The organism is Hymenobacter perfusus, assembly GCF_003944765.1.
GTDB lineage: Bacteria > Bacteroidota > Bacteroidia > Cytophagales > Hymenobacteraceae > Hymenobacter > Hymenobacter perfusus.
This window is the reverse complement of record NZ_RWIU01000003.1, coordinates 170,345-190,522: the sequence shown is the minus strand read 5'-3', so window position 1 is coordinate 190,522 and position 20,178 is coordinate 170,345. Positions and strand designations below refer to the sequence as shown.

13 protein-coding genes and 1 other RNA gene are annotated in these 20,178 nt (G+C 61.3%); 11 read left to right on the top strand and 3 right to left on the bottom strand.

Features of this window, described 5'->3' with window-relative positions:
- Nucleotides 1-72: 72 nt before the first annotated feature.
- Complete coding sequence (locus EI293_RS10765) at nucleotides 73-2,955, bottom strand: DUF4961 domain-containing protein (protein ID WP_125437446.1); 2,883 nt, start codon at nucleotides 2,953-2,955, stop codon at nucleotides 73-75.
- 172 nt (nucleotides 2,956-3,127) lie between these two features.
- On the opposite strand from EI293_RS10765, the gene EI293_RS10760 reads away from it, so the two are divergent.
- From EI293_RS10760 to EI293_RS10725, 8 genes are all read left to right on the top strand, one after another.
- Nucleotides 3,128-4,093: a DUF2279 domain-containing protein gene (locus EI293_RS10760; protein WP_246010612.1), complete on the top strand. Its 966-nt coding sequence runs from the start codon at nucleotides 3,128-3,130 to the stop codon at nucleotides 4,091-4,093.
- Nucleotides 4,094-4,192: 99 nt separating this feature from the next.
- On the top strand, nucleotides 4,193-5,308 hold the full coding sequence (locus tag EI293_RS10755) for a Smr/MutS family protein (RefSeq protein ID WP_125437444.1): 1,116 nt from the start codon (nucleotides 4,193-4,195) through the stop codon (nucleotides 5,306-5,308).
- Nucleotides 5,309-5,905: 597 nt separating this feature from the next.
- Entirely contained in the window at nucleotides 5,906-7,768 is a 1,863-nt protein-coding gene (locus EI293_RS10750) for a M1 family metallopeptidase (protein ID WP_125437442.1), read from the top strand.
- Between the two features lie 16 nt (nucleotides 7,769-7,784).
- Entirely contained in the window at nucleotides 7,785-8,183 is a 399-nt protein-coding gene (locus tag EI293_RS10745; RefSeq protein WP_125437440.1) for a hypothetical protein, read from the top strand.
- Between the two features lie 47 nt (nucleotides 8,184-8,230).
- Nucleotides 8,231-8,703, top strand: an RNA gene (gene rnpB / locus EI293_RS10740) — RNase P RNA component class A.
- A gap of 277 nt (nucleotides 8,704-8,980) precedes the next feature.
- Nucleotides 8,981-11,617, top strand: coding sequence for a membrane or secreted protein (locus EI293_RS10735; RefSeq protein ID WP_125437438.1), 2,637 nt, complete (start codon nucleotides 8,981-8,983; stop codon nucleotides 11,615-11,617).
- A gap of 197 nt (nucleotides 11,618-11,814) precedes the next feature.
- Entirely contained in the window at nucleotides 11,815-12,993 is a 1,179-nt protein-coding gene (locus EI293_RS10730; protein WP_125437436.1) for a sigma-54-dependent transcriptional regulator, read from the top strand.
- Nucleotides 12,994-13,062: 69 nt separating this feature from the next.
- The gene (locus EI293_RS10725; protein ID WP_125437434.1) at nucleotides 13,063-13,566 is read left to right on the top strand and encodes a DUF421 domain-containing protein; all 504 of its coding nucleotides are present in this window, start codon (nucleotides 13,063-13,065) and stop codon (nucleotides 13,564-13,566) included.
- An 8-nt stretch (nucleotides 13,567-13,574) separates the two neighbouring features.
- Here EI293_RS10725 and EI293_RS10720 read toward each other — a convergent pair whose 3' ends face one another.
- Entirely contained in the window at nucleotides 13,575-14,576 is a 1,002-nt protein-coding gene (locus EI293_RS10720) for an acyl-CoA synthetase family protein (RefSeq protein WP_125437432.1), read from the bottom strand.
- A 117-nt stretch (nucleotides 14,577-14,693) separates the two neighbouring features.
- Between EI293_RS10720 and EI293_RS10715 the strand changes: the two genes are divergently transcribed.
- Complete coding sequence (locus EI293_RS10715) at nucleotides 14,694-15,254, top strand: hypothetical protein (RefSeq protein ID WP_125437430.1); 561 nt, start codon at nucleotides 14,694-14,696, stop codon at nucleotides 15,252-15,254.
- 90 nt (nucleotides 15,255-15,344) lie between these two features.
- On the opposite strand, the gene EI293_RS10710 is transcribed toward EI293_RS10715, so the two are convergent.
- Complete coding sequence (locus EI293_RS10710) at nucleotides 15,345-17,768, bottom strand: alpha-ketoacid dehydrogenase subunit alpha/beta (protein WP_125437428.1); 2,424 nt, start codon at nucleotides 17,766-17,768, stop codon at nucleotides 15,345-15,347.
- A 194-nt stretch (nucleotides 17,769-17,962) separates the two neighbouring features.
- On the opposite strand from EI293_RS10710, the gene EI293_RS10705 reads away from it, so the two are divergent.
- Both EI293_RS10705 and ald read left to right on the top strand, forming a co-directional pair.
- The gene (locus EI293_RS10705; RefSeq protein ID WP_125437426.1) at nucleotides 17,963-18,736 is read left to right on the top strand and encodes a DUF1573 domain-containing protein; all 774 of its coding nucleotides are present in this window, start codon (nucleotides 17,963-17,965) and stop codon (nucleotides 18,734-18,736) included.
- Between the two features lie 248 nt (nucleotides 18,737-18,984).
- Nucleotides 18,985-20,112, top strand: a complete 1,128-nt coding sequence (gene ald, locus EI293_RS10700; RefSeq protein WP_125437424.1) for an alanine dehydrogenase — start codon at nucleotides 18,985-18,987, stop codon at nucleotides 20,110-20,112.
- The last annotated feature ends 66 nt before the right edge of the window (nucleotides 20,113-20,178 follow it).

The window sequence follows — 20,178 nt, the reverse complement described above, 5'->3', positions numbered from 1 at the left end:
AACACCACCGAACGCAAAAAGCGGCCGTCCTGTGCAGGACGGCCGCTTTTTGCGTTCGGTGGTAGTAGCTGCCTAGTGCTGCACAACCAACCGGACGGTCTGCTGCTGTTCGCCCGTGGTCAGGCGCACCAGATACACGCCATTGCTCAGGTTGCTGAGCGGCAGCTCCAGCTCCCGGTTGCCGGCGGCCTGGCGGGTAGCGGGCAGGGTCTGTACGGTAGCGCCCAGCAGGTTGCTCACTGTAACCTGTACTGTACCGGCCTGAGGCAGGGTGTAGCGGAGCTGAGCGCTGGCACCAGCCGGGTTGGGCGCGGCCGTCAGTTGCAGAGCCAGAGCCTCGCGGCGGGTTTTGCTGCTCAGCACCGTACCGGCCGGAATGGCAATGCGGCGCGAGGTGTACACGGCGTACTGGCCGGGAGCCAGCGTGAGTGGGGCAGTGGTATTGGTAACCGTAACAGCCTCGCCAGTGAGGTAGTTATACCAGGTACCGGCGGCCTGGAAGTCAGGCACCACCGTGGCCGTCTGCACATCGAAGTTACCCACGATGGTCACGTTCAGGCGGGGGTCGGTGAGGTGCATGGTTTTTACCGCGCCGTTCAGGTTCTGGGTGAAGCTGGCCGGATTCTCAAACGCAGGCTCCTGGGTTTTGAGCGTAATCAGGCTGCGGTATACGTCATACAGACGGCGGCGGTCAGCGTTCTGGTAGTAGTTCCAGAGGATGGGTTTATTGGCCAGCTTGCACGGGCCTTCTACATCATAAGGAGCCGGAACCGTACCATCGGAGCAGGTGGAAATAGATTGGTCGTACCCGACTTCGCCGAACTGCCAGATCATTTTCGGACCGGGTACCGGGAAGAAGAAGGCCGCCGCCATTTCCTGGCGCTTGAGAGCAGTTGGCAGGTTCTTTACCGAGTACGAGCCTGAGGAATTACCAAACGCCACGTTCTTATACATCAGCCGCTCCTTGTCGTGGCTTTCCATGAAGGAAATCAGGTTGGGCTGGTCCCAGCCGCGCTGGCGGTAGTAGCCCCCGCTGAAGTTAGATTTTCCCCCGTCGTGGTAGCCCATAGTGGCTTCATTGTACGGGGCATTCATTTCGCCCCACAACATCAGGCCCATGTCCGACAGTACTTTCTCCTCGTCGTTATTGCCCAAATGCTCCAGAATCGAGTAGGATGTGGCATCGGTGCTCACCAGGAAATCCCGGTAGTCTTTCCAGATATTCACCCGCGACTGGTCGTACTGGTTCCAGGTTCCGACATCAGTTGTCACTTTCTGAGTGAAGCCTTTGCTGAGGTCGAAGCGGTAGCCGTCGATGTTGTATTCTTTCAGCCAGAACTCCATTACGCGCTTGCTGAAGTAGCGGGTGAAGGCGCTTTCGTGGTTGAAATCGTAGCCCACGTTGAAGGGGTGGGTAGCGGTACGGTTAAACCAGGGGTTGGAAGTGGAAGGGTTACCATCCTCAAAGTACATCTGCACCATAGGGCTCTGCCCGAACGACTGGTTGAGCACCATGTCCAGCACCACGGCCATACCGCGGCGGTGGCACTCATCAATGAAGCGCTTCAGGTCGTTTTTGGGGCCGTAGTATTTGTCGGGAGCAAAGTAGAACGAGGTGTTGTAGCCCCAGCTCTCGTTGCCCTCAAACTCGTTCACCGGCATCAGCTCGATGACGTTTACGCCTAGACGTTGCAGGTACGCCAGCGTATCCACCAGCGTCTGGTAGTCGTGGCGGGCAATGAAGTCGCGGGGCAGCAGCTCGTACACCACCATATCCTCTTTCTTGGGGCGCTGGAAATTGGTGGTCTGGAACGTGTAGCCGGGCGCGTTGCTTTGCAGCACCGATACGATGCCGGTGGTCTGGCCGGTTGGGTAGGCCTTCAGGTTGGGGTAGGTGGTAGCGGTAATGAACCGGTCGTTGTTGGGGTCAAGCACCTTTTCGGTGAAGGGGTCCGGCACGCGCAGGCCACCATCTACCTGAAACTGATAAGCATATTCCCGACCGGCGGTCAGGCCGTCAATCTGCACCCACCAGCGGCCATCCACCGAGTTGTCGGCGGCGGTACCGGCGGCGTTGGGCGTGCGCTTCATATACGAAGCCTCGTTGGCGGTCCAGTTGTTGAACTCTCCAATGGCATGGATGAACTGCTTGTTGGGGGCCGTCAGGCTCAGGATGGCCGAGGTACCGTTGTTGATATAGGTCACGCCGTCGCGCTTGGCTCCGGCGGGCAGCGCAGCCAGTGTCACGGCCGGGCGGGTTTGCAGCACGAGGTCGGAGGAGGCGGTGGAAGTGCCATTGGTAGCTGTCAGGCGCACCGTGTTGGCACCGGCCTGGGTAAGCGTTACGCTGGTGCTGATGCTGGTGGCGTTATTTTGCTGCGCCACCTGGGTGCCGTTCAACGACAGCGTGAGCGTGGCGGGCACGGCGGAAGTACCGGTGACCGTGGTAGGCGTGTTCAGAGGCACAAACGTGGCCCCAGGGCCCGTTGGAGCAGTAAAGCGCAGATCAAACTGGTTCTGGGCCACATCCACGTAGATGTCGCCATCGGGGCCGCGGCCCACTAGGCTACCGTCGGCATTCTTGAAAATCATACCCAGGCGGTAGATAGTGGTGCCCGCCGGAATGGGATAAAACGTGTTGGGCGTAAACGTGATGGTGTACACGTTGGCGCTTACCCGCGTCATTTTTGCGGCGGGGTCAGCCTGGTTGAAGCTGGGGCTTTTTACGTTGGTCCACTGGGTGCCGGTGGGTCGGTCAATCACCACGCCGGTCCAGATGTACACGTCGCCGGTGAAGTTGGCTAGTGCTGCGTTACCCTGGGTGGCATTATAGGTAATGGTAACGGCCTGGCTGGCCAGAAACGGGGAGGGCTGGGTGGTGACTACCTGCGCCCGCAAAACCGGTATTCCGGCCAGCAACGCCACCAGACTCAGCAAAAGTCGAAGTCTTGTCATGAAAAAAAGGAGTTGGGAATTTAAGGAAACGATTCGGACCTTTGATGCTATATTGACTCTATCAACGGTTCAGCTGGTCAATACGGCGCAAGGGGGCATTAAAGATAAGGTAACCACTCACACACCACCAAGTCAACAGCGGCTTTTCTTGTAGCTTTAAGCTCTTTTTAATTTGATTTTCCTGTACCCCGTGGTCTGGTCGTTCTGCCGCTTTTCGCTTGTTACCCGCTGGGCTGCGCTGCTGGCCCTGGCGCTATGGGGCAGCCGGCCGGCCCAGGCGCAGGTGCCCCTAGCCGTGCCCCTCCCCGACTCGGCAGCCACGCCGCCCGGCCGCCTCAACCAGCGGCTGCCGGTACTGGCGGGTGGGCTGGTGGTGTCGTACTCGGCTACCATGTACCTGCTCAGCCAGGGTTGGTACACGGGTGAGCGGAGCCGGTTTCACTGGTTCAATGACCTGCCCGAGTGGAAGCAGATGGACAAGGTGGGGCACTTCTGGGGGGCCTTTCACGAGAGCCGGGGGGCCGTGGATATGCTGCGCTGGGCCGGCGTGCCCGACCGCCGCGCCACCTGGTACGGCGGGTTCGTGGGGTTTCTGCTGCAAAGCCCCATCGAGCTGCTCGACGGCCGTGACCCGCAGTACGGCGCCTCCGCCACAGACCTGGCAGCCAACTTCCTGGGCTCGGCCGGCCTGGTCGGGCAGCAGCTGGCATGGGGCGAGGTGCGCCTAATGCCTAAGTACACCTTCCATACTACCCGCTACTCCGCCCTACGCCCCAACGTGCTGGGCCGCAGCCTGGCCGAAAAGCACCTCAAGGATTACAACGGGCAAACCTACTGGCTCTGCGCCGACGTGGGGGCCTGGCTCCCGGCTACCTCGCGCTGGCCCCGCTGGCTGCAACCGGCCCTGGGCTACGGGGCCCAACAGATGGTGTTCAACGACCCCGCCGCCAACGCGGCCTTGGGCCTGCGCGCCTACCGCCAGTACTACCTGAGCCTGGACGTGGACCTGCGCCGGATTCCGACCCGCAGTAAGCTGCTGAAACGGGTGTTTTACGTAGCCAGCATCTTTCACCTGCCCGCCCCCGCCCTAGAGTGGAACCAGCGGCGCGGTTTCGTAGCCCACGGCCTCTACTATTAATCCGGCGGATGGGCTACTGCGTACAGCGGTACCGGCGCGGGCCAAATTGCCCGTACCTTTGTTTTTCTCTATTCCCCCCGCATTTTACTTTCCGTTGATATGAACGTTGGAGACCGTGTACGCCTGCTCACCGGGCGCGAAGAAGGCATTGTAACCCGCCTGCTTAGCGATGAGCTGGTGGAAGTAGCCATTGATAACGATTTCACCATTCCGGTGCTGCGCCGCGAAGTAGTGGTAGTAGCCGCCGAAGAAACCAAGGCTTTCGGCCAGAGTGCCGCCGCCATTGCCTCCGAGAAGAAAGCCGCCGCCACCGGCGCGGCCCACGCGGCCCGCGCCGCCAAGGCCTCCGGCAATCCCACAACCGCCCCGCAACCCGCCAAATCGGAAGGCCCGGCCCCGGTGAAAGCCGATAAGACGATGGCCCCGCCTGTACAGAAAGGCCTGTACCTGGCCCTCACCCACCAGTCGCCGGAGCTGCTGGCCCTGCACCTGGTCAACCACACCGAGCGGGACGTGCTCTATACCTTCGGCGAGGAGCGCCAGGGCAAGTACCGCGCCCTGAAGGCCGAAAAGCTGGAAGCCAAGGCCGCCAGCCCGGCCCTAGGCCACTGGCACCTCAAGGACTTCGACCAGTGGCCGGCGGCCGTAGTGCAGCTGCTGCCCTACCAGTTCAACGGCGCGGAGGCTTTCGAGCTGCTCACCAAACGGATGCAGTTCAAGGCCGCCAGCTTCTACACCAGCCGCCAGCCCAACGTGCCGGTGCTTCAGCGCGAGGCCTACCTGTTCCAGCTGGATGAGAAGCCCGCCGCCCCGGTAGTTATTGCCCCCGAAAAACTGGCCGAGACCCTCAAGGCCCAGCTCACCGGCAACGCCCCTGCCAAGCCCGCCGCCGTGGCCCCGGTCCCCGAGCCCGCTAAGGCCATTGTAGCTCCGCCCCACGAGGTAGATCTGCACCTGGAAGCCCTGCTGCCGGAAGGTGCCGAGGGCATGAGCAACACGGCTATCCTCAAGCTCCAGCTCGAAGCCTTCGAGGATACCCTGAGCCGCGCTTTGGCCACCAACATGCACGAAATCGTGTTCATCCACGGCTCCGGCAACGGCACCCTGCGCAAGGAGTTGCACAAGCTGCTCAGCCGCAACCGCGACATTAAGTTCTTCGAGGACTCGAAGAAGGAGAAGTTCGGCTACGGTGCCACGCTGGTGCGGCTTAAGTAGATTTGACTGGAATTACATCTGCCCCGGAAAGCTATTGATTAGTAGCTTTCCGGGGCAGATTCGTTAATCATATCTTCTCTTTTCATGGCTACTCGCTCCATATACATCTTGATATTTTGTACAGCATTAAGTTACACTCTCCCAGGATGTACGAATAGGTATCACCATTCCAAATTTTCCCCGAAACAACTTGGGCTCAATCAGATTCAGCTGTGGCGACTCAAACGGTTTGTAGGGAAGCAGAGCAGTGATAAATGCGACTACGACAAACGGTATAATTTTATTAAAGCTTACAGCTTCTCTCCAGCAGCCACATCGGCTACTTATACAGGACTGATTTCGATACGTCAGCGGAACCGCTCCCATGGTTCCCCAGTGTACTTTATCAAGAGTAAACACCGCGTTACGCCACTTGATTTAAAGCTAGCCAGGTGCGGATCAGCAGAGTATATCGTGTCTGTTGATACTACGGCTGAAAAACTCAGACGACATCAAATAGTTGAAGCAGCCTTACAACGCCACGCGCGGGAAATGCCAGATAGTCTTCAGCAACGCATCCGGCACCACCTTCACTTTCTTTGGCAGTAACTTTTCCGCATGAAATTCTCCGCGCTTCTCGCCGCTTCTCTCCTCCCCTTATCCTTGGCGGCCCAGCAGCTGCCCGTGCCGCGCAACCTTCAGGCCACATATGCCAAAGGTACCCGCTCCGCCACCGGCCAGCCCGGCCCCAATTACTGGCAGAACTCGGCCGACTACGCCATCAAAGTCAGCTTCGACCCTACCACGCGGCTGGTGAAGGGCACCGCGGACATTGCCTACCACAACCAAAGCCCCGATTCCCTGCGGCAGCTGTGGTTTAAGCTCTACCCGAACCTCTACAAGAAAGGCGCGCCCCGAGCCGGCGGCATGAGCCCCGAGGACGTGGGCGAAGGCATGAAGCTGGAGAAGCTCACCATCAACGGCCAGCCCGTGGACGTGGCCAAGCTCAAGGCTGATTTTACCAACCTGACGGTGCCGTTGCGTCGGGCTATTGGTGCCAAGCAAACAGCCCAGATTTCCGTCAGTTACAGCTACACCCTCAACAAAGGCTCCCACATGCGCACCGGCGAGGTGGAGCCAGGGGCTGATTTCGTGGCGTACTTCTTCCCCCGCGTAGCCGTGTACGACGACATCGACGGCTGGAACCGCAACCCCTACCTCGGCAGCCAGGAGTTCTACAACGACTTCGCCAACTTCTCGGCCGACATCACCGTGCCCCGCAACTTCGTGGTGTGGGCCACCGGCGACCTGACCAACGCCGACAAAGTGCTGGGCAAAAAATACGCCCAGCGCCTGCGCGAGGCCGAAACCAAGGACGGCGTTACCCCCATCATCACCGCCGCCGACCTTAAGGCCAAAGACCTGACGGCCCCCGCCGCCCAGAACACCTGGCACTTCGAGGCGAAGAATGTGACCGACTTCGCCTTCGCCACTACCGACCATTACGTGTGGCAGGCCAGCAGCCTGGTGGTAGACCCCGCCACCAAGCGCCGCACCCGCGTGGATGCCGTGTACAACCCCGCCCACAAGGATTACGAGGAGGTAGTCCACTTCGCCCGCCAGACGGTGGAGGCCATGAGCTACACCTTCCCCAAGTGGCCCTTCCCCTACGCCCACGAAACCATCTTCGACGGGCTGGACCAGATGGAGTATCCGATGATGGTGAACGATAACCCCACCAGCACCCGCGAGGACGCCATTACGCTCACCGACCACGAGATTTTCCACACGATGTTCCCGTTCTACATGGGCATCAACGAAACCAAGTACGGCTGGATGGATGAGGGCTGGGCCACCATCGGCGAGTGGCTGATTTCGGGCATCATCGACCCCAAGCTGGACGACGACTACGGCATTGCCCCCTACGCCGCCGCCGCCGATACCGAGGCGGATCTGCCCATCGTCACGCTCAGCACCCAGCAGACGGGTACGCCCTTCTTCCTCAACTCCTACCCCAAGCCGGGCCTGGGCTACCTCTACGTGAAGGATTTGCTGGGCGACGAGCTGTTCACCAAGGCGCTGCACACCTACATCCGCCAGTGGAACGGCAAGCACCCCATGCCCTACGATTTTTTCAACTCGATGAACGCCGGGTCCGGCCGCAACCTCAACTGGTTCTGGCAGCGCTGGTTTTTTGACGGCGGCTACCCCGACCTGGCCATCCGGCAGGTACAGAAAACGTCGGCTGGCTACGACGTGGTAGTGGAAGCCAAAGGCACCAAACCCGTGCCCGTGGACCTGACGGTAACCTACCAGGACAACTCCACCGAGAAGCTGCACCGCACCATCGGGGTGTGGGAACAGGGCGCGAAAACCGTGACGGTACCCGTAGCCACCACCAAAGCCGTGAAGCATGTGAAGCTGGGTGCCACCCTCGTGCCCGACAGCTACCCCAAGGACAACGTGTGGGAGGGGAAGTAAGCCAACTGATGTATCAATGGGTCTGATCTTGTTTTTCCTGTTTCTGCCGAGCCTGGCCGTTTGGGTGGGGTGTACCTATGCCACGGCTGGCAGCTTGCCTCTCAACTCCACAGAGTGGACGCTGGGCCTCGTCCTCACCGTTCTGGCGCTGGTTGGCCCGCTGGTGAAGTGGAAACGAGCCGGCCGCATGTACGCGTTGGCACCGCCTTTCTTCTACCTGGGTACCTGCGTGCTGCTGCCTGCGGGGGTGGCGCTGCTGGCCAACCTCCTGCCCTTGCCTTCTGCACTAGTGGTGCTGGTGCACGGGCTTACCCTGGCAGTCACGCTGGTGTTCCCGATAGTGTGCGGCTATTTCTTTTTGGCCCCAGCACAGTGGAGCGTTCCGCGCCTGTTGGACATTCCGACGGATTACTAGCCGGTCATTCCGCATCAGTAAGACTTCTTTGTGTACCTTTGCCCGCAGTGATGGGTCGCCCCACCGCGGCGCCAAACGCAAGAATGGCGACGAGGAAAGTCCGGGCAACGCAGAGCACCCTGCTTCCTAACGGGAAGGACTGGTAAGCGTAAAGTGAACCAGGACAGCCAGTGCCACAGAAAAGTACCGCCAAGCAGTGAAATGGTGATTTAGCGAATTAGTGAGTTGTCGTTCTGGGAACTCACTAAATCACTAAGTCGCTAAATCACCTTTGGTAAGGGTGAAAAGGTGCGGTAAGAGCGCACCAGCGGCTGGGTGACCAGTCCGGCTGGGTAAACCTCAGGGGTTGAAAGACCAAATAAGCCAGTACGCGGCCCTTTCGGGGGGCGCACCGGGCGGCTCGTCCGGCGCTGGCGGGTAGGTTGATGGAGCCCGCGCGCAAGTTCGGGCCTAGATAAATGGTGGGGCCGCTTGCCCTCGGGCGGGCGGACAAAACCCGGCTTACAGACTCATCACGCCACCTCAAACGGCCGCCGCATCTTCGGGTGCGGCGGCCGTTTTGGTTGCTGCCTATCCCCGGTTGCGGAGGATGGGGAGCGAGTGGCCTGGGCTCCGGTCCGGCGGCTCTTTTCAGCCGTCGGGCCGGTCGTCGTAAGCGCATAGGACACGTCTTTTTATTCACGGTCACCTCGTTCACATGGTAACCGGCCCGACGGCTGAAAAAAGCCGCCGGACCGGAGCCTGCTCCGCAAAATCGGGTTAAATAGTGTTATTTCGTGTACACAAACGTTTGCATAATGTCTGATCTGATACGTGTAGTGCCCGGCGACGCCCGCCGCTGGTCGCTGGTGCTGGCTGGCTTCGGCTGGCTGCTGGTACTATTGATTTCCCTTCCCGCCTTCGCCCAGAAAGCCCCGCCCAAAACCGCTGATGTGTATGTGGATGCGGCCGGAGTGCTGCGCTGGCAGGGCTCGAAGCAGGAAGTGGCCCTATTCGGCGTCAACTACACCACGCCCTTCGCCCACTCCTACCGGGCCCACCGCCGCCTGGGCGTCACGCCCGAGCAGGGCATCGACCAGGACGTGTACCACCTTTCCCGGCTGGGCATCGACGCATTCCGGGTTCACGTCTGGGACGTGGAAATCACGGATACCCTGGGCAACGTGCTGGAAAACGAACACCTGCGCCTGCTCGATTACTTGCTGCAGCGGCTCAAGCAGCGCGGCATCAAAACGGTGCTCACGCCCATTGCCTACTGGGGCAACGGCTACCCCGAGCCCGACACGGCCCAGACCGGCTTCTCGGCCGTTTACCCCAAGGGCCGGGCCTACAACAACCCGCGCGCCGTGAAGGCCCAGGAAAACTACCTGCGCCAGTTTCTCAACCACCGCAACCAGTACACCGGCCTGCTCAACCGCGAGGATCCCGACATCATCGCCTACGAGGTCTGCAACGAGCCCCACTACCGCCAGCCCGAGGCCGAAGTAAGCGAGTTTGTGCAGCGCATGGTAGCCGCTATGCGCTCCACGGGCTACAAAAAGCCCATCTTCTATAACCTAGCCGAAAGCCCGGCCGTGGCCAACGCCATTCTGAGCAGTCCGGTGCAGGGCTTCACGTTTCAGTGGTACCCCTCGGCGCTGGTGAACGGCCACACCCTGCGCGGCAACCTGCTGCCGCTGGTGGAGAAATACCCGATTCCGTATGCCACCGACCCGCGCTTTGCCGGTAAGCCCCGGCTGGTGTACGAGTTTGAGTCGGCCGATATTCTGCAGCCGGTGATGTACCCGCTGATGGCCCGCAGCTTCCGCGCGGCCGGCATGCAGTGGGCCACCCAGTTCGCCTACGACCCGCTGGCCCTGGCCTACGCCAATACCGAGTACCAGACGCACTACCTCAACCTGGCTTACACGCCCGCCAAGGCCATTAGTCTGCTCATTGCGGGCAAGGTATTCCGGCAGGTGAAGCGCAACCAGCAATTTGCCTCCTACCCCCAGGATTCCACGTTCGGCAACTTCCGGGTGAGCTACCGCAACAGCCTGAGCGAGCTGAACACGCCCGAGGAATTTTACTACACCAGCACCACCACTACCACCCCGCGCAAGCCCGCCGCTTTGCGCCGCGTGGCCGGCACCGGCTCCTCGCCGCTGGTGCAGTACCAGGGCACAGGCGCCTACTTCCTCGACCAGCTGGCTTCCGGCGTGTGGCGGCTGGAGGTGATGCCCGATGCCATTCAGGTGCGCGACCCATTCGCCAAAACGTCTTTGCGCCAGACCGTCACGCGCATTGCGTGGAATACCCAGCCCCTGCGCCTGGCTTTGCACGGCCTGGGCGCTGATTTCACGGTGCGCGGCCTGAACGAGGGCAACACCTTCCAGGGCCAGGCCAATGGCGGCATGGCGGCCCTGCGGCCGGGCGTGTACGTGGTGGCAGCCCGGGGCAAAAGCACGGCGGCCTACACCGCGCAAACCCAACTGGGCAGCATTAAGCTGGGTGAATTCGTAGCTCCCGCCGCCACGCCGGGTCCGGTTCAGGTGATGCACGCGGCTCCAGCACAGCTGCCGGTCGGGCAGCCGGCCCTGCTTCAGGTGACCATTGCCGGAGCCGAGCCGACCGACTCGGTGCTGCTGATTGCCCAGCATTTCTACGGCCGGACGCGCACTATTCCCATGCGCCGCCCCACGCTCACCACTGCCGAAGCCACCGTACCCGCCGAACTGCTCTACCCCGGCCTGCTGCGCTACTGGGTGGTAGTAAAGCAAAACCAGCAAACCACCACCTTCCCCGGCGGCTTTGCCGGCAGCCCCCGCGACTGGGATTACGCCCCCCAGGACCACTGGGAAGCCCCCATTGTACCAGCCGGGGCTCCGCTGCCGTTATTTGAAGCGGCCCACGACCAGCAGCGGGTGGAAACCGGCGGCATCAACGGCTCTGGCTGGACGGATTACGTGACCACCGGCAGCGGCCGGCTGGCCCTGCGGCTGCTCCAGGCCCCCACCCCCGCCAGTCCGCCCGCCTTCTTCGACCCGGCCGCGCCCGTAGCCTTTTTGCGGGCCTACTTCGGTGACCGGCTGGCCGTGCGGGCCAGTGAGGCCGGCAACTTCCGGGAGCTGGTATTACGCGCCCGACGTGGCGGCGCGGCCGGCCCGGTCCGCCTCGTGCTCACCACCCGCGACGCGGTGGCCTACGCAGCGGAAGTAGCCGTAGGGGCCGACACGCAGGAAATCCGGGTGCCGCTGACGGCGTTCCGGCCGGCGCAGCAGGTGCTGCTGCCGCGCCCTTACCCCAGCTTCCTGCCGATGAATGCCCCTGGCAACACTGGCTCATCTCTGCCTTTAGCGCAGGCTGAAGTGCTGCAGATTCTGCTTGGTCCGGCCACCACTTCCGGCTCCACGGAGCGGCCGTATCTGGATGTTGAGTCGGTGGAGTTGCGGTAGCAGCACGGCCGGTCTGGCGGCTGGAAGCCGTCGGGCCGGTTGCCGCAAGAACAACGACGCGTGCCCGATACCGTAACAACGTCAGCCTACGACAACCAGCCCGACAGGCTGCGCCTGCCGGACCGGCCGTGCTGCACCCAATCCGGCAATTCGGCGGCGCGTTTTGTACCTTTCGCGGCCTACACCTTCCTTGTTTTATGCCCCGCATTCTCATTATCGACGACGAAAAGGCCATTCGGCACACGCTGAAGGAAATTCTCGAATACGAAAGCTACCAGGTGGATCAGGCCGAAGACGGCCCCACCGGCCTGGACATGCTCATCCGCGACAAATACGACGTGGTGCTCTGCGACGTGAAAATGCCCAAGATGGACGGTATTGAGGTACTGGAGCGGGCCCGCATTCTGGCCCCCGGCGCTACGTTCATCATGGTATCGGCCCACGGCAACGTGGAAATGGCCGTGGATGCCACCAAGAAGGGTGCCTACGATTTCCTGCAGAAGCCGCCGGACCTCAACCGCCTGCTCCTGACGGTGCGCAACGCCCTCGACCACAGCAAGCTCAGCACCGAAACCACCAAGCTCAGCACCGAGAACAAGACGCTCAAGAAAAAGCTGGCCAAAAACTCGGAAATGATTGGCGACTCCGAGGCGCTGTCGGCGGTGCGCAAAGCCATTGAGAAGGTCGCGCCCACTGATGCCCGGGTGCTCATCACCGGCCCTAACGGCGCGGGTAAGGAAATGGTGGCCCGCCAGCTGCACGAGCTCAGCAACCGCGCCGGCGGTCCGCTGGTGGAAGTCAACTGCGCCGCCATTCCGTCGGAGCTGATTGAGTCGGAGCTGTTCGGGCACGAGAAGGGCTCGTTTACTTCGGCCGTGAAGCAGCGCATCGGCAAGTTTGAGCAGGCCGATGGCGGCACGCTGTTCCTGGATGAAATCGGCGACATGAGCCTTTCGGCCCAGGCCAAGGTGTTGCGCGCGTTGCAGGAAAGCAAGATTACCCGCGTGGGCGGCGAGAAGGAAATTTCGGTGAACGTGCGCGTGCTGGCGGCCACCAACAAAAACCTGCTCCAGGAAATTGCCGACAAAAACTTCCGCGAAGACCTCTACCACCGCCTGTCCGTCATCCTGATTCAGGTGCCCGCCCTCAACGACCGGCGCGACGATATCCCGGCCCTCATCGAGAAGTTCCTCAAGGACATTGCTCAGGACTACGGCAACAAGCCCAAGAAAGTGGACGCCGCCGCCCTCAAATACCTCCAGAGCCTCGACTGGCGCGGCAACATCCGGGAGCTGCGCAACGTGGTAGAGCGCCTCGTGATTATGAGCGACGACACCATCACGGAGCCTGATGCCAAAGCCTTTGCCGGCAAGTAGTCCAGACCAAATTCACCCTGACTGCGTAAGAAAAATGCCGACCCACCTGGGCCGGCATTTTACGTATCTATGGAAGCCTTTTTCGATCAACTATTGGGCATGCAGGCCACGGCCGATACCATTACCGTGGCCCAGACCTGCGCCCGGGCAGTGCTGGTATTTCTGGTGGCGCTGGTGCTGCTGCGGCTCTCGGGCCGGCGCACCTTCGGCGGCAACAGCGCCCTGGATATGGTGGTCAAATTCATGTTCGGAGCCTTGCTGAGCCGCGTCATCATTGCCGATGCGCCCATGGGCATCACTTTCGTGGCCGCCGCCGCGCTGGTATTCGTGCATCGGGCACTGGCCTACGCGCTGTACTTCTCGCCCACCCTGCGCCGGCTGGTCAAAGGCTCCGATTCCGTACTGGCCGAAGGCACCACCATTCACCAGCACGAGCTGCGCCGGGCCAGCGTGAGCGAGCCGGAGCTGCGCGCCGGCATCCGGGCCGCCGCTAACACCGACGACCTCAGCACCCTGGAAAAAGTACGTCTGGAGCACGACGGCGTGATTACGGTGGTGAAGAAGGCGGAGTAATCACACCACTACACCATCTGGTTGCAGCCGCGCACGTCGGAGTTATCCAGCCGGCCCAGCACTTCAAACGAGCCATCGAGGTGCATGCGGGCTAGGTCCTTGGTTTCGATGAAGGCGCAGCTGTCCACGTTGGCCAAGTCGATGATATTGATGGCCCCGGCGGCGCGGGTTTCCGATGCGGAAAACGGGTCGGACGGGTCGCGCAGCAGCACCCGCAACTGGGGCGGAGCGTGGAACCGGCCGTCGCCGAAGCTATAGGCCTGGCCCAGCAGCTCCGTCATGCCGTACTCGGAGTGGATACCGGCCGGTCCAAAAGCCTGCTGCAACTCGGCGTGCAGTTCCTCCCGGATCATCTCGCGGCGGCGGCCCTTCATGCCCCCGGTTTCCAGCACCGTGAGGCCGTGCAGCTCCGCCCGGCCGGCGTAGGCCGCCGCGAAGTCCAGCAGCGCGTAGCTCACGCCCAGCAGCAGCACCCGGCGGCCGGGCTGCTGTTTGGCCCGGCCCAGCGCAGCTACCAGCGCCTCATGATCACGCAGAAAAAACGCCGGCTCCGTCTGGCCCGACTGCTGGGCGAAGTACTCCACCATGGCCACCAGCGAGGAATTGCCCTGCTCCAGATACGAGGGCAGCAGGGCCAGAAATGTCCAGCCCGTAAGCGGGCCGTAGAACTGCTCGAAAATACGGGCCGCGTGCTGGCGATAGAGCAGCGGCTCGCGCACAAAGTGCTGGCTGCTGCTCTGGCGGGTGGTGCCGCTGCTCAGGAAGGTTTCCTGCGGCTCCCAGTCGGCGGCATCGGTGCGCACATCCTGGGTTTTGAAGAACTCGATGGGCAGAAACGGAATATCCTCCAGTTGCTGCACCTGCTCCGGCCGGCAGCCCAGGGCCGCCAGGTACTCGGCATACGGGGCGCAGTGCCGGGCTTGGTAGCGGAACAGCTCCAGAGCCGCCGCAGGAGCAGTAGCGTTGGTTAAAGAGGGAAGCTGGCGGAGGTAATCGGTGCGGAAACTCATTCGGGCACGTTGGGGTTAGCGGAACTGAGAACAATGCGGGCAGTACTTCGTTCGTTGAGATGTTGTACCTTCCTGCCCGGCGGGGGCCGCTTCCCCCGACTGTCTATTCTGCTTTGTATGGCCATATTTCGTACGCTCCGCTCTGCTTCCCTGCTGACGCTTTCGGGTCTGCTGGTTACCTCCTGCATCAGCCCACCGGACTACCCAGAAACCCCGGAAATTGAGTTCAGGCGCATCACCAAGGAGCGTATTTCCGACGCCACCGGCACGTACGATAAGGTAGTCGTGACGGTGAGCTACCAGGATGGTGACGGTGACCTGGGCCTGCGCGACACGGATACCGATCCGCCGTTCAACGTCACCAAGCCGGATAACACGCTCAACCCGGACGGCTACAACTATATTTGTCGCTTGCAGGTGCGGGATGCCAACAACGTCTTTCAGGACATCGTTTTCTCTCCTAACGACCCCGGTTACGACGGCCGCTACCCCCGCCTCACCCCAGATGAGCAAGGCGACCGGAAAGCCCCGCTGAAAGGCGAAATCGACTATAACCTGCAACTCTTCAAGAACTCGGTGCTTCGTACCGGAACCGTCCTGCGCTTCAAAGTCAAGATCAAGGACCGGGCCTTACGTGTCAGCAACGAAGTCATTACCGACCCCATCACGTTGCAGTAGCAGTCAGCAGTGGTGACTGTGGGCCGCAGATTACGGGAGTAACACTCCGTAACCTGCGGCCCACAGTCCGTTAGCACCTTTTGCTATTGGTTAATAGATGGCCGGAAACCGCTTGGGGTCTGCCTCCTGCAGCATCTCGTACACCGTATCGAACACGTCCTCGGCATTGGGCTTGCTGAAGTAGTCGCCGTCGGAGCCGTAGGGTGGGCGGTGAGCCTGGGCCGCCAGGCAGCGCGGCTGCGAGTCGAGGAAGCGGTAGGCCTGCTGCTCGTCTACCACCTGCTGCATCATGTAGGCAGTGCCGCCACCGGGCACGTCCTCATCGGCAAATAGTACGCGGTTGGTGCGCTGCAAGGAGTCAGCAATAACGTGGTCTACGTCGAAAGGCAGCAGCGTCTGCACATCGATTACCTCCACCGAAATACCCACTTCGGCCAGCTGCTTGGCGGCGTCCAGCACAATGCGGCACATCGAGCCGTAGGTCACGATGGTCAGGTCGTCGCCCTTTTTCAGGGTTTCGGGCTGGCCCAGGGGCAGCGTAAACTCACCCACATTGGACGGAATCTGCTCCTTCAGACGGTAGCCGTTGAGGCACTCGATTACAATAGCCGGCTCATCACTGCGCAGCAGCGTGTTGTAGAAACCAGCCGCCTGCGTCATGTTGCGCGGCACGCACAGGTGCATGCCCCGGATAGCGCCCAGAATCATCTGGATGGGCGAGCCGCTGTGCCAGATGCCCTCCAGGCGGTGGCCCCGGGTACGCACAATCAGCGGAGCCTTCTGGCCGCCCTTGGTGCGGTACTGCAGGCAGGCCACGTCGTCGCTCAGAATCTGGATGGCATAAAGCAGGTAATCGAGGTACTGGATTTCGGTGATGGGGCGCAGGCCGCGCATGGCCGCCCCAATGCCCTGCCCCACAATGGTGCATTCCCGAATGCCGGTATCCGTCACGCGTAGCTCCCCGAATTTCTCCTGCAAACCGGCAAAGGCCTGGTTTACGTCGCCGATGCGGCCCACGTCCTCGCCAATGGCAAAAATGCGCGGGTCGCGCTGGAAGTTGGCGTCGAAGCAGGCTTGTAGTACCTCGCGGCCGTCTACCTGGTGGGCGTCGGCGGCAAATTCGGCTTTTACCTCCTCAATGTTGCCAATGGCTTCCTCGCTCTGGCTGAACAGGTAGGAGTTGTATCGGTCCGAGTTTTCGGCCAGGGCCTGCTCCAGCCAGTTCTGCAGGTCGCGGCGGGCGGCGCTACGGGTGCCGCGCACGGCGCGCAAAGCGCGGCGCACGGTACGCACCAGATCGGCGCGGATGGGGGCCGGGTTGTGCTCCAGCGGCTCTACCAGCTCGTGCAGCTTGTTTTCGGTGCCGGTTTCCTTCACCAGGCGGTTCAGCAGGGCCACTACCTCCGTCGCTTCCTCCTTGATGGGGTTGAAGAACGCGCTCCAGGCAGCCGTACGGGCCACTTTCACGGTTTCCTTGGCCTCATTCTCAATCTGCGTCAATTCTTCTTCGGAGGCGTGACCTTCTTGGAGCAGCCACTCGCGCATTTTGCGCAGGCAGTCGTGCTCCTCTTCCCAGCTCAGGCGGTCCTTGCTCTTGTACCGCTCATGCGAGCCCGAAGTGCTGTGGCCCTGGGGCTGGGTCACTTCCTGCACGTGAATCAGCACGGGTACGTGCTGGGTGCGGCACACTTCGGCGGCGCGCTGGTAGGTGTCGATGAGGGCAACATAATCCCAGCCGCGCACCCGGAAAATCTCAAAGCCATCCTGGCCTTCGCCCTCACGCTGAAAGCCTTTCAGAATTTCGCTGATGTTCTGCTTAGTGGTCTGGTATTCGGCGGGCACCGAAATGCCGTAGTGGTCGTCCCACACGCTTACCAGCATCGGAATCTGGAGCACGCCGGCGGCGTTGATGGCCTCGAAGAACATGCCTTCGGAGGTGCTGGCGTTGCCGATAGTGCCGAACGCCACCTCGTTGCCGTTCACCGAAAACTGCGAAAACTGGTGCAGTTCGGGGTTCTGGCGGAAGAGTTTGGAAGCGTAGGCCAGGCCCACGAGGCGGGGCATCTGGCCGCCGGTAGGCGAAATATCGGCCGAGGAGTTTTTGCTTTCAGCCAGGTTTTTGAAGTTGCCGTCCTCATCGAGGTGACGGGTGCCGAAGTGGCCGTTCATGGCGCGGCCAGCGGTGCTGGGCTCGGCCTCCACATCGGCGTGGGCGTAGAGCTGGGCGAAATACTGCTGCAGCGTCAGTTCCCCGATGGCCAGCATGAACGTCTGGTCGCGGTAGTAGCCGGCGCGCCAGTCGCCGGCCCGGAAGGCGCGGGCCATGGCCAGCTGGGGCACTTCCTTGCCGTCGCCGAAGATGCCAAATTTGGCCTTGCCCATGAATACTTCCTTACGGCCGGCCAGGGAAGCGTGGCGACTTTCCCAGCCCAGGCGATAGTCGTGGAGCAGGTCTTCTTTGCTGAGAGTGGCAACTGAGGATAGCACGTCGGCGGCGGTTTCGGCAGTAGACATAAATGAAAGGCGGGTGTGGGGGCAAAAAGTGGGTGGGTGGAAAACGCCCGGCGGGAAACAGGCCCTCAAAAGTACGGACTTTGCCGTTGATGCGGTGACAGGCGGTTTTGTGGTTATCTTTGGCAATGTCATGCTTCGGCTGCGTTGCACTTCGTTCATCATGACGTTCCTCTACTTACTAGCTGCTTTTGACTATGAAACACCTGTTCTCCTTCCTGCTGGCCGTGCTGCTGGCCGGTGCCGCCCAGGCCCAGGGCGTACTCACCTTCGACAAAGAGCTGCATGATTTCGGCAGCGTGCCGGAGGGCACTATGGCTACCCATGAGTTCCGCTTTAAAAACACCGGCAACCAGCCCGTCATCATTGCCAACGTGCAGGCCAGCTGCGGCTGCACTACCCCGGACTGGACCAAAACGCCCGTATTACCCGGCAAAACTGGCATCGTGAAGGCCGTGTACAGCAGCGCCGGCCGCCCGGGCGTCTTCAACAAAACCGTCACGGTGACCAGCAATGCCACCTCGCCCAGCTCGGTGCTCACCATCAAGGGCAACGTATTGAATAAGGAGCAGATGAAATCCTCGCTCACACCGGCCCAGATTGTGCAGTCACCGCGCCTGACGCTGGACCGCGCCGTGCATAATTTCGGCAAGATGGAAGCCGGCCAGTCCCTGACGGCCAAATTCACGGTGAAGAATACCGGGAAACAGGACTTAGTGCTGGGGGCCATTACCTCGCAGTGCTATTGCGTTGGCTACAAGAACGTGCCGGGCCCCATCAAGCCCGGCCAGAGCAGCGTGGTGGAGCTGGTGTACAGCCAGCGCAAGCTGGGTGAACAAGCTGAACCCGTGGTTATTACCAGCAACGACATTACCGGCGACGCGAAGCTGACGCTGAAGGCCAACGTGGTGCAGGACCTGAACGGCAGCAGCATGGTAAAGGAAAGCGGCGCTTCGGTTCCGTTCAAGTAAGCTTACCGCATTGCACGAAAACGTACTATCCGGCTCTGCTTTGTAAGCTTATAAGCAAGCAAAAGCCCTGATGTCCTGCCGGCATCGGGGCTTTGTATTTTTCAGGACGGGCGGCAGCAAACCAGGCAAACCGATGCCGCCTTTTGCGGACAACAGCCCACCGCCTCATAATGCCGGCGGCTTGTCTTATCTTTGCCTTGCTCTCCGGGCATTTTCATCCACCCACGTTTCACCACCCGCATTATCTCATGCTGATCGGCGTACCGAAAGAAATCAAGAACAACGAGAACCGCGTGGGCCTGACGCCCGCCGGTGTAGCTGAATTCCGCAAGCACGGCCACGAGGTGTACGTGCAGGCTACTGCCGGTAACGGCAGCGGCTTCTCTGACGCCGAGTACGAGCAGGCCGGCGCTACCGTGCTGGCTACCATTGAGGAGGTGTACGCCAAGGCTGAGATGATTGTGAAGGTGAAGGAGCCGATTGCCTCGGAATATCCGCTCATCAAGGAGAATCAGCTGCTGTTCACCTACTTCCACTTTGCCTCGGGCGAGGAGTTAACCCACGCCATGATTGAGCGCAAAGCCGTGTGTCTGGCCTACGAAACAGTGGAATTGCCTTCCCGTGCCCTGCCCCTGCTCATTCCGATGAGCGAAGTGGCCGGCCGCATGGCTCCGCAGGAAGGCGCCAAATACCTGGAGAAGCCGCTGAAAGGCCGCGGCATTCTGCTGGGCGGCGTACCCGGCGTGAAGCCCGCCGAAGTGCTGGTACTGGGTGCCGGCATCGTGGGCACGCAGGCCGCCAAAATTGCCGCGGGTCTGGGCGCGAAAGTAACCGTGATGGACATCAGCCTGAACCGTCTGCGCGAGCTGGACGACTTCATGCCCAAGAACGTGGTGACGCAGTACTCCAACGAGTACAACATCCGCGAAGCCATCAAAACCGCCGACCTCATCATCGGCGCGGTACTGATTCCGGGTGCCAAAGCCCCGCACCTTATCACCCGCGAGATGCTGAAAACCATGCGCCCTGGCACCGTGCTGGTGGACGTGGCCGTGGACCAGGGCGGCTGCATTGAGACGTGCGAGCCGACCACTCACGAAAACCCAACCTTCATCATCGACGACATCGTGCACTACTGCGTGGCCAACATGCCGGGCGCCGTGCCGTACACCTCTACCCTGGCCCTGACCAACGCTACGCTGCCCTACGCCGTGAAGCTGGCCAACCTGGGCTGGCAGGAAGCCTGCCGCCGCGACGAGGCTTTGCGCCTTGGTCTGAACGTAGTACATGGCAAAGTGGTGTACAAAGGCGTAGCCGATGCGTGGGGCCTGCCCCTGGAGTCGGTTGACGCGGTTATGGAAGCGGCTGTGGCGTAAGGCTTAAAAGTCAAAGTCAAAAAGTAGAAGTTGAGTATCTGGGGCTGTAATGCACCGGGCACTCAA

Excerpts from the sequence above, each read along its gene's own strand:
- EI293_RS10765 (WP_125437446.1), bottom strand. The coding sequence starts at position 2,955 with ATGACAAGACTTCGACTTTTGCTGAGTCTGGTGGCGTTGCTGGCCGGA.
- EI293_RS10755 (WP_125437444.1), top strand. The coding sequence starts at position 4,193 with ATGAACGTTGGAGACCGTGTACGCCTGCTCACCGGGCGCGAAGAAGGC.
- EI293_RS10750 (WP_125437442.1), top strand. The coding sequence starts at position 5,906 with ATGAAATTCTCCGCGCTTCTCGCCGCTTCTCTCCTCCCCTTATCCTTG.
- EI293_RS10745 (WP_125437440.1), top strand. The coding sequence starts at position 7,785 with ATGGGTCTGATCTTGTTTTTCCTGTTTCTGCCGAGCCTGGCCGTTTGG.
- EI293_RS10735 (WP_125437438.1), top strand. The coding sequence starts at position 8,981 with ATGTCTGATCTGATACGTGTAGTGCCCGGCGACGCCCGCCGCTGGTCG.
- EI293_RS10730 (WP_125437436.1), top strand. The coding sequence starts at position 11,815 with ATGCCCCGCATTCTCATTATCGACGACGAAAAGGCCATTCGGCACACG.
- EI293_RS10725 (WP_125437434.1), top strand. The coding sequence starts at position 13,063 with ATGGAAGCCTTTTTCGATCAACTATTGGGCATGCAGGCCACGGCCGAT.
- EI293_RS10720 (WP_125437432.1), bottom strand. The coding sequence starts at position 14,576 with ATGAGTTTCCGCACCGATTACCTCCGCCAGCTTCCCTCTTTAACCAAC.
- EI293_RS10715 (WP_125437430.1), top strand. The coding sequence starts at position 14,694 with ATGGCCATATTTCGTACGCTCCGCTCTGCTTCCCTGCTGACGCTTTCG.
- EI293_RS10710 (WP_125437428.1), bottom strand. The coding sequence starts at position 17,768 with ATGTCTACTGCCGAAACCGCCGCCGACGTGCTATCCTCAGTTGCCACT.
- EI293_RS10705 (WP_125437426.1), top strand. The coding sequence starts at position 17,963 with ATGAAACACCTGTTCTCCTTCCTGCTGGCCGTGCTGCTGGCCGGTGCC.
- ald (WP_125437424.1), top strand. The coding sequence starts at position 18,985 with ATGCTGATCGGCGTACCGAAAGAAATCAAGAACAACGAGAACCGCGTG.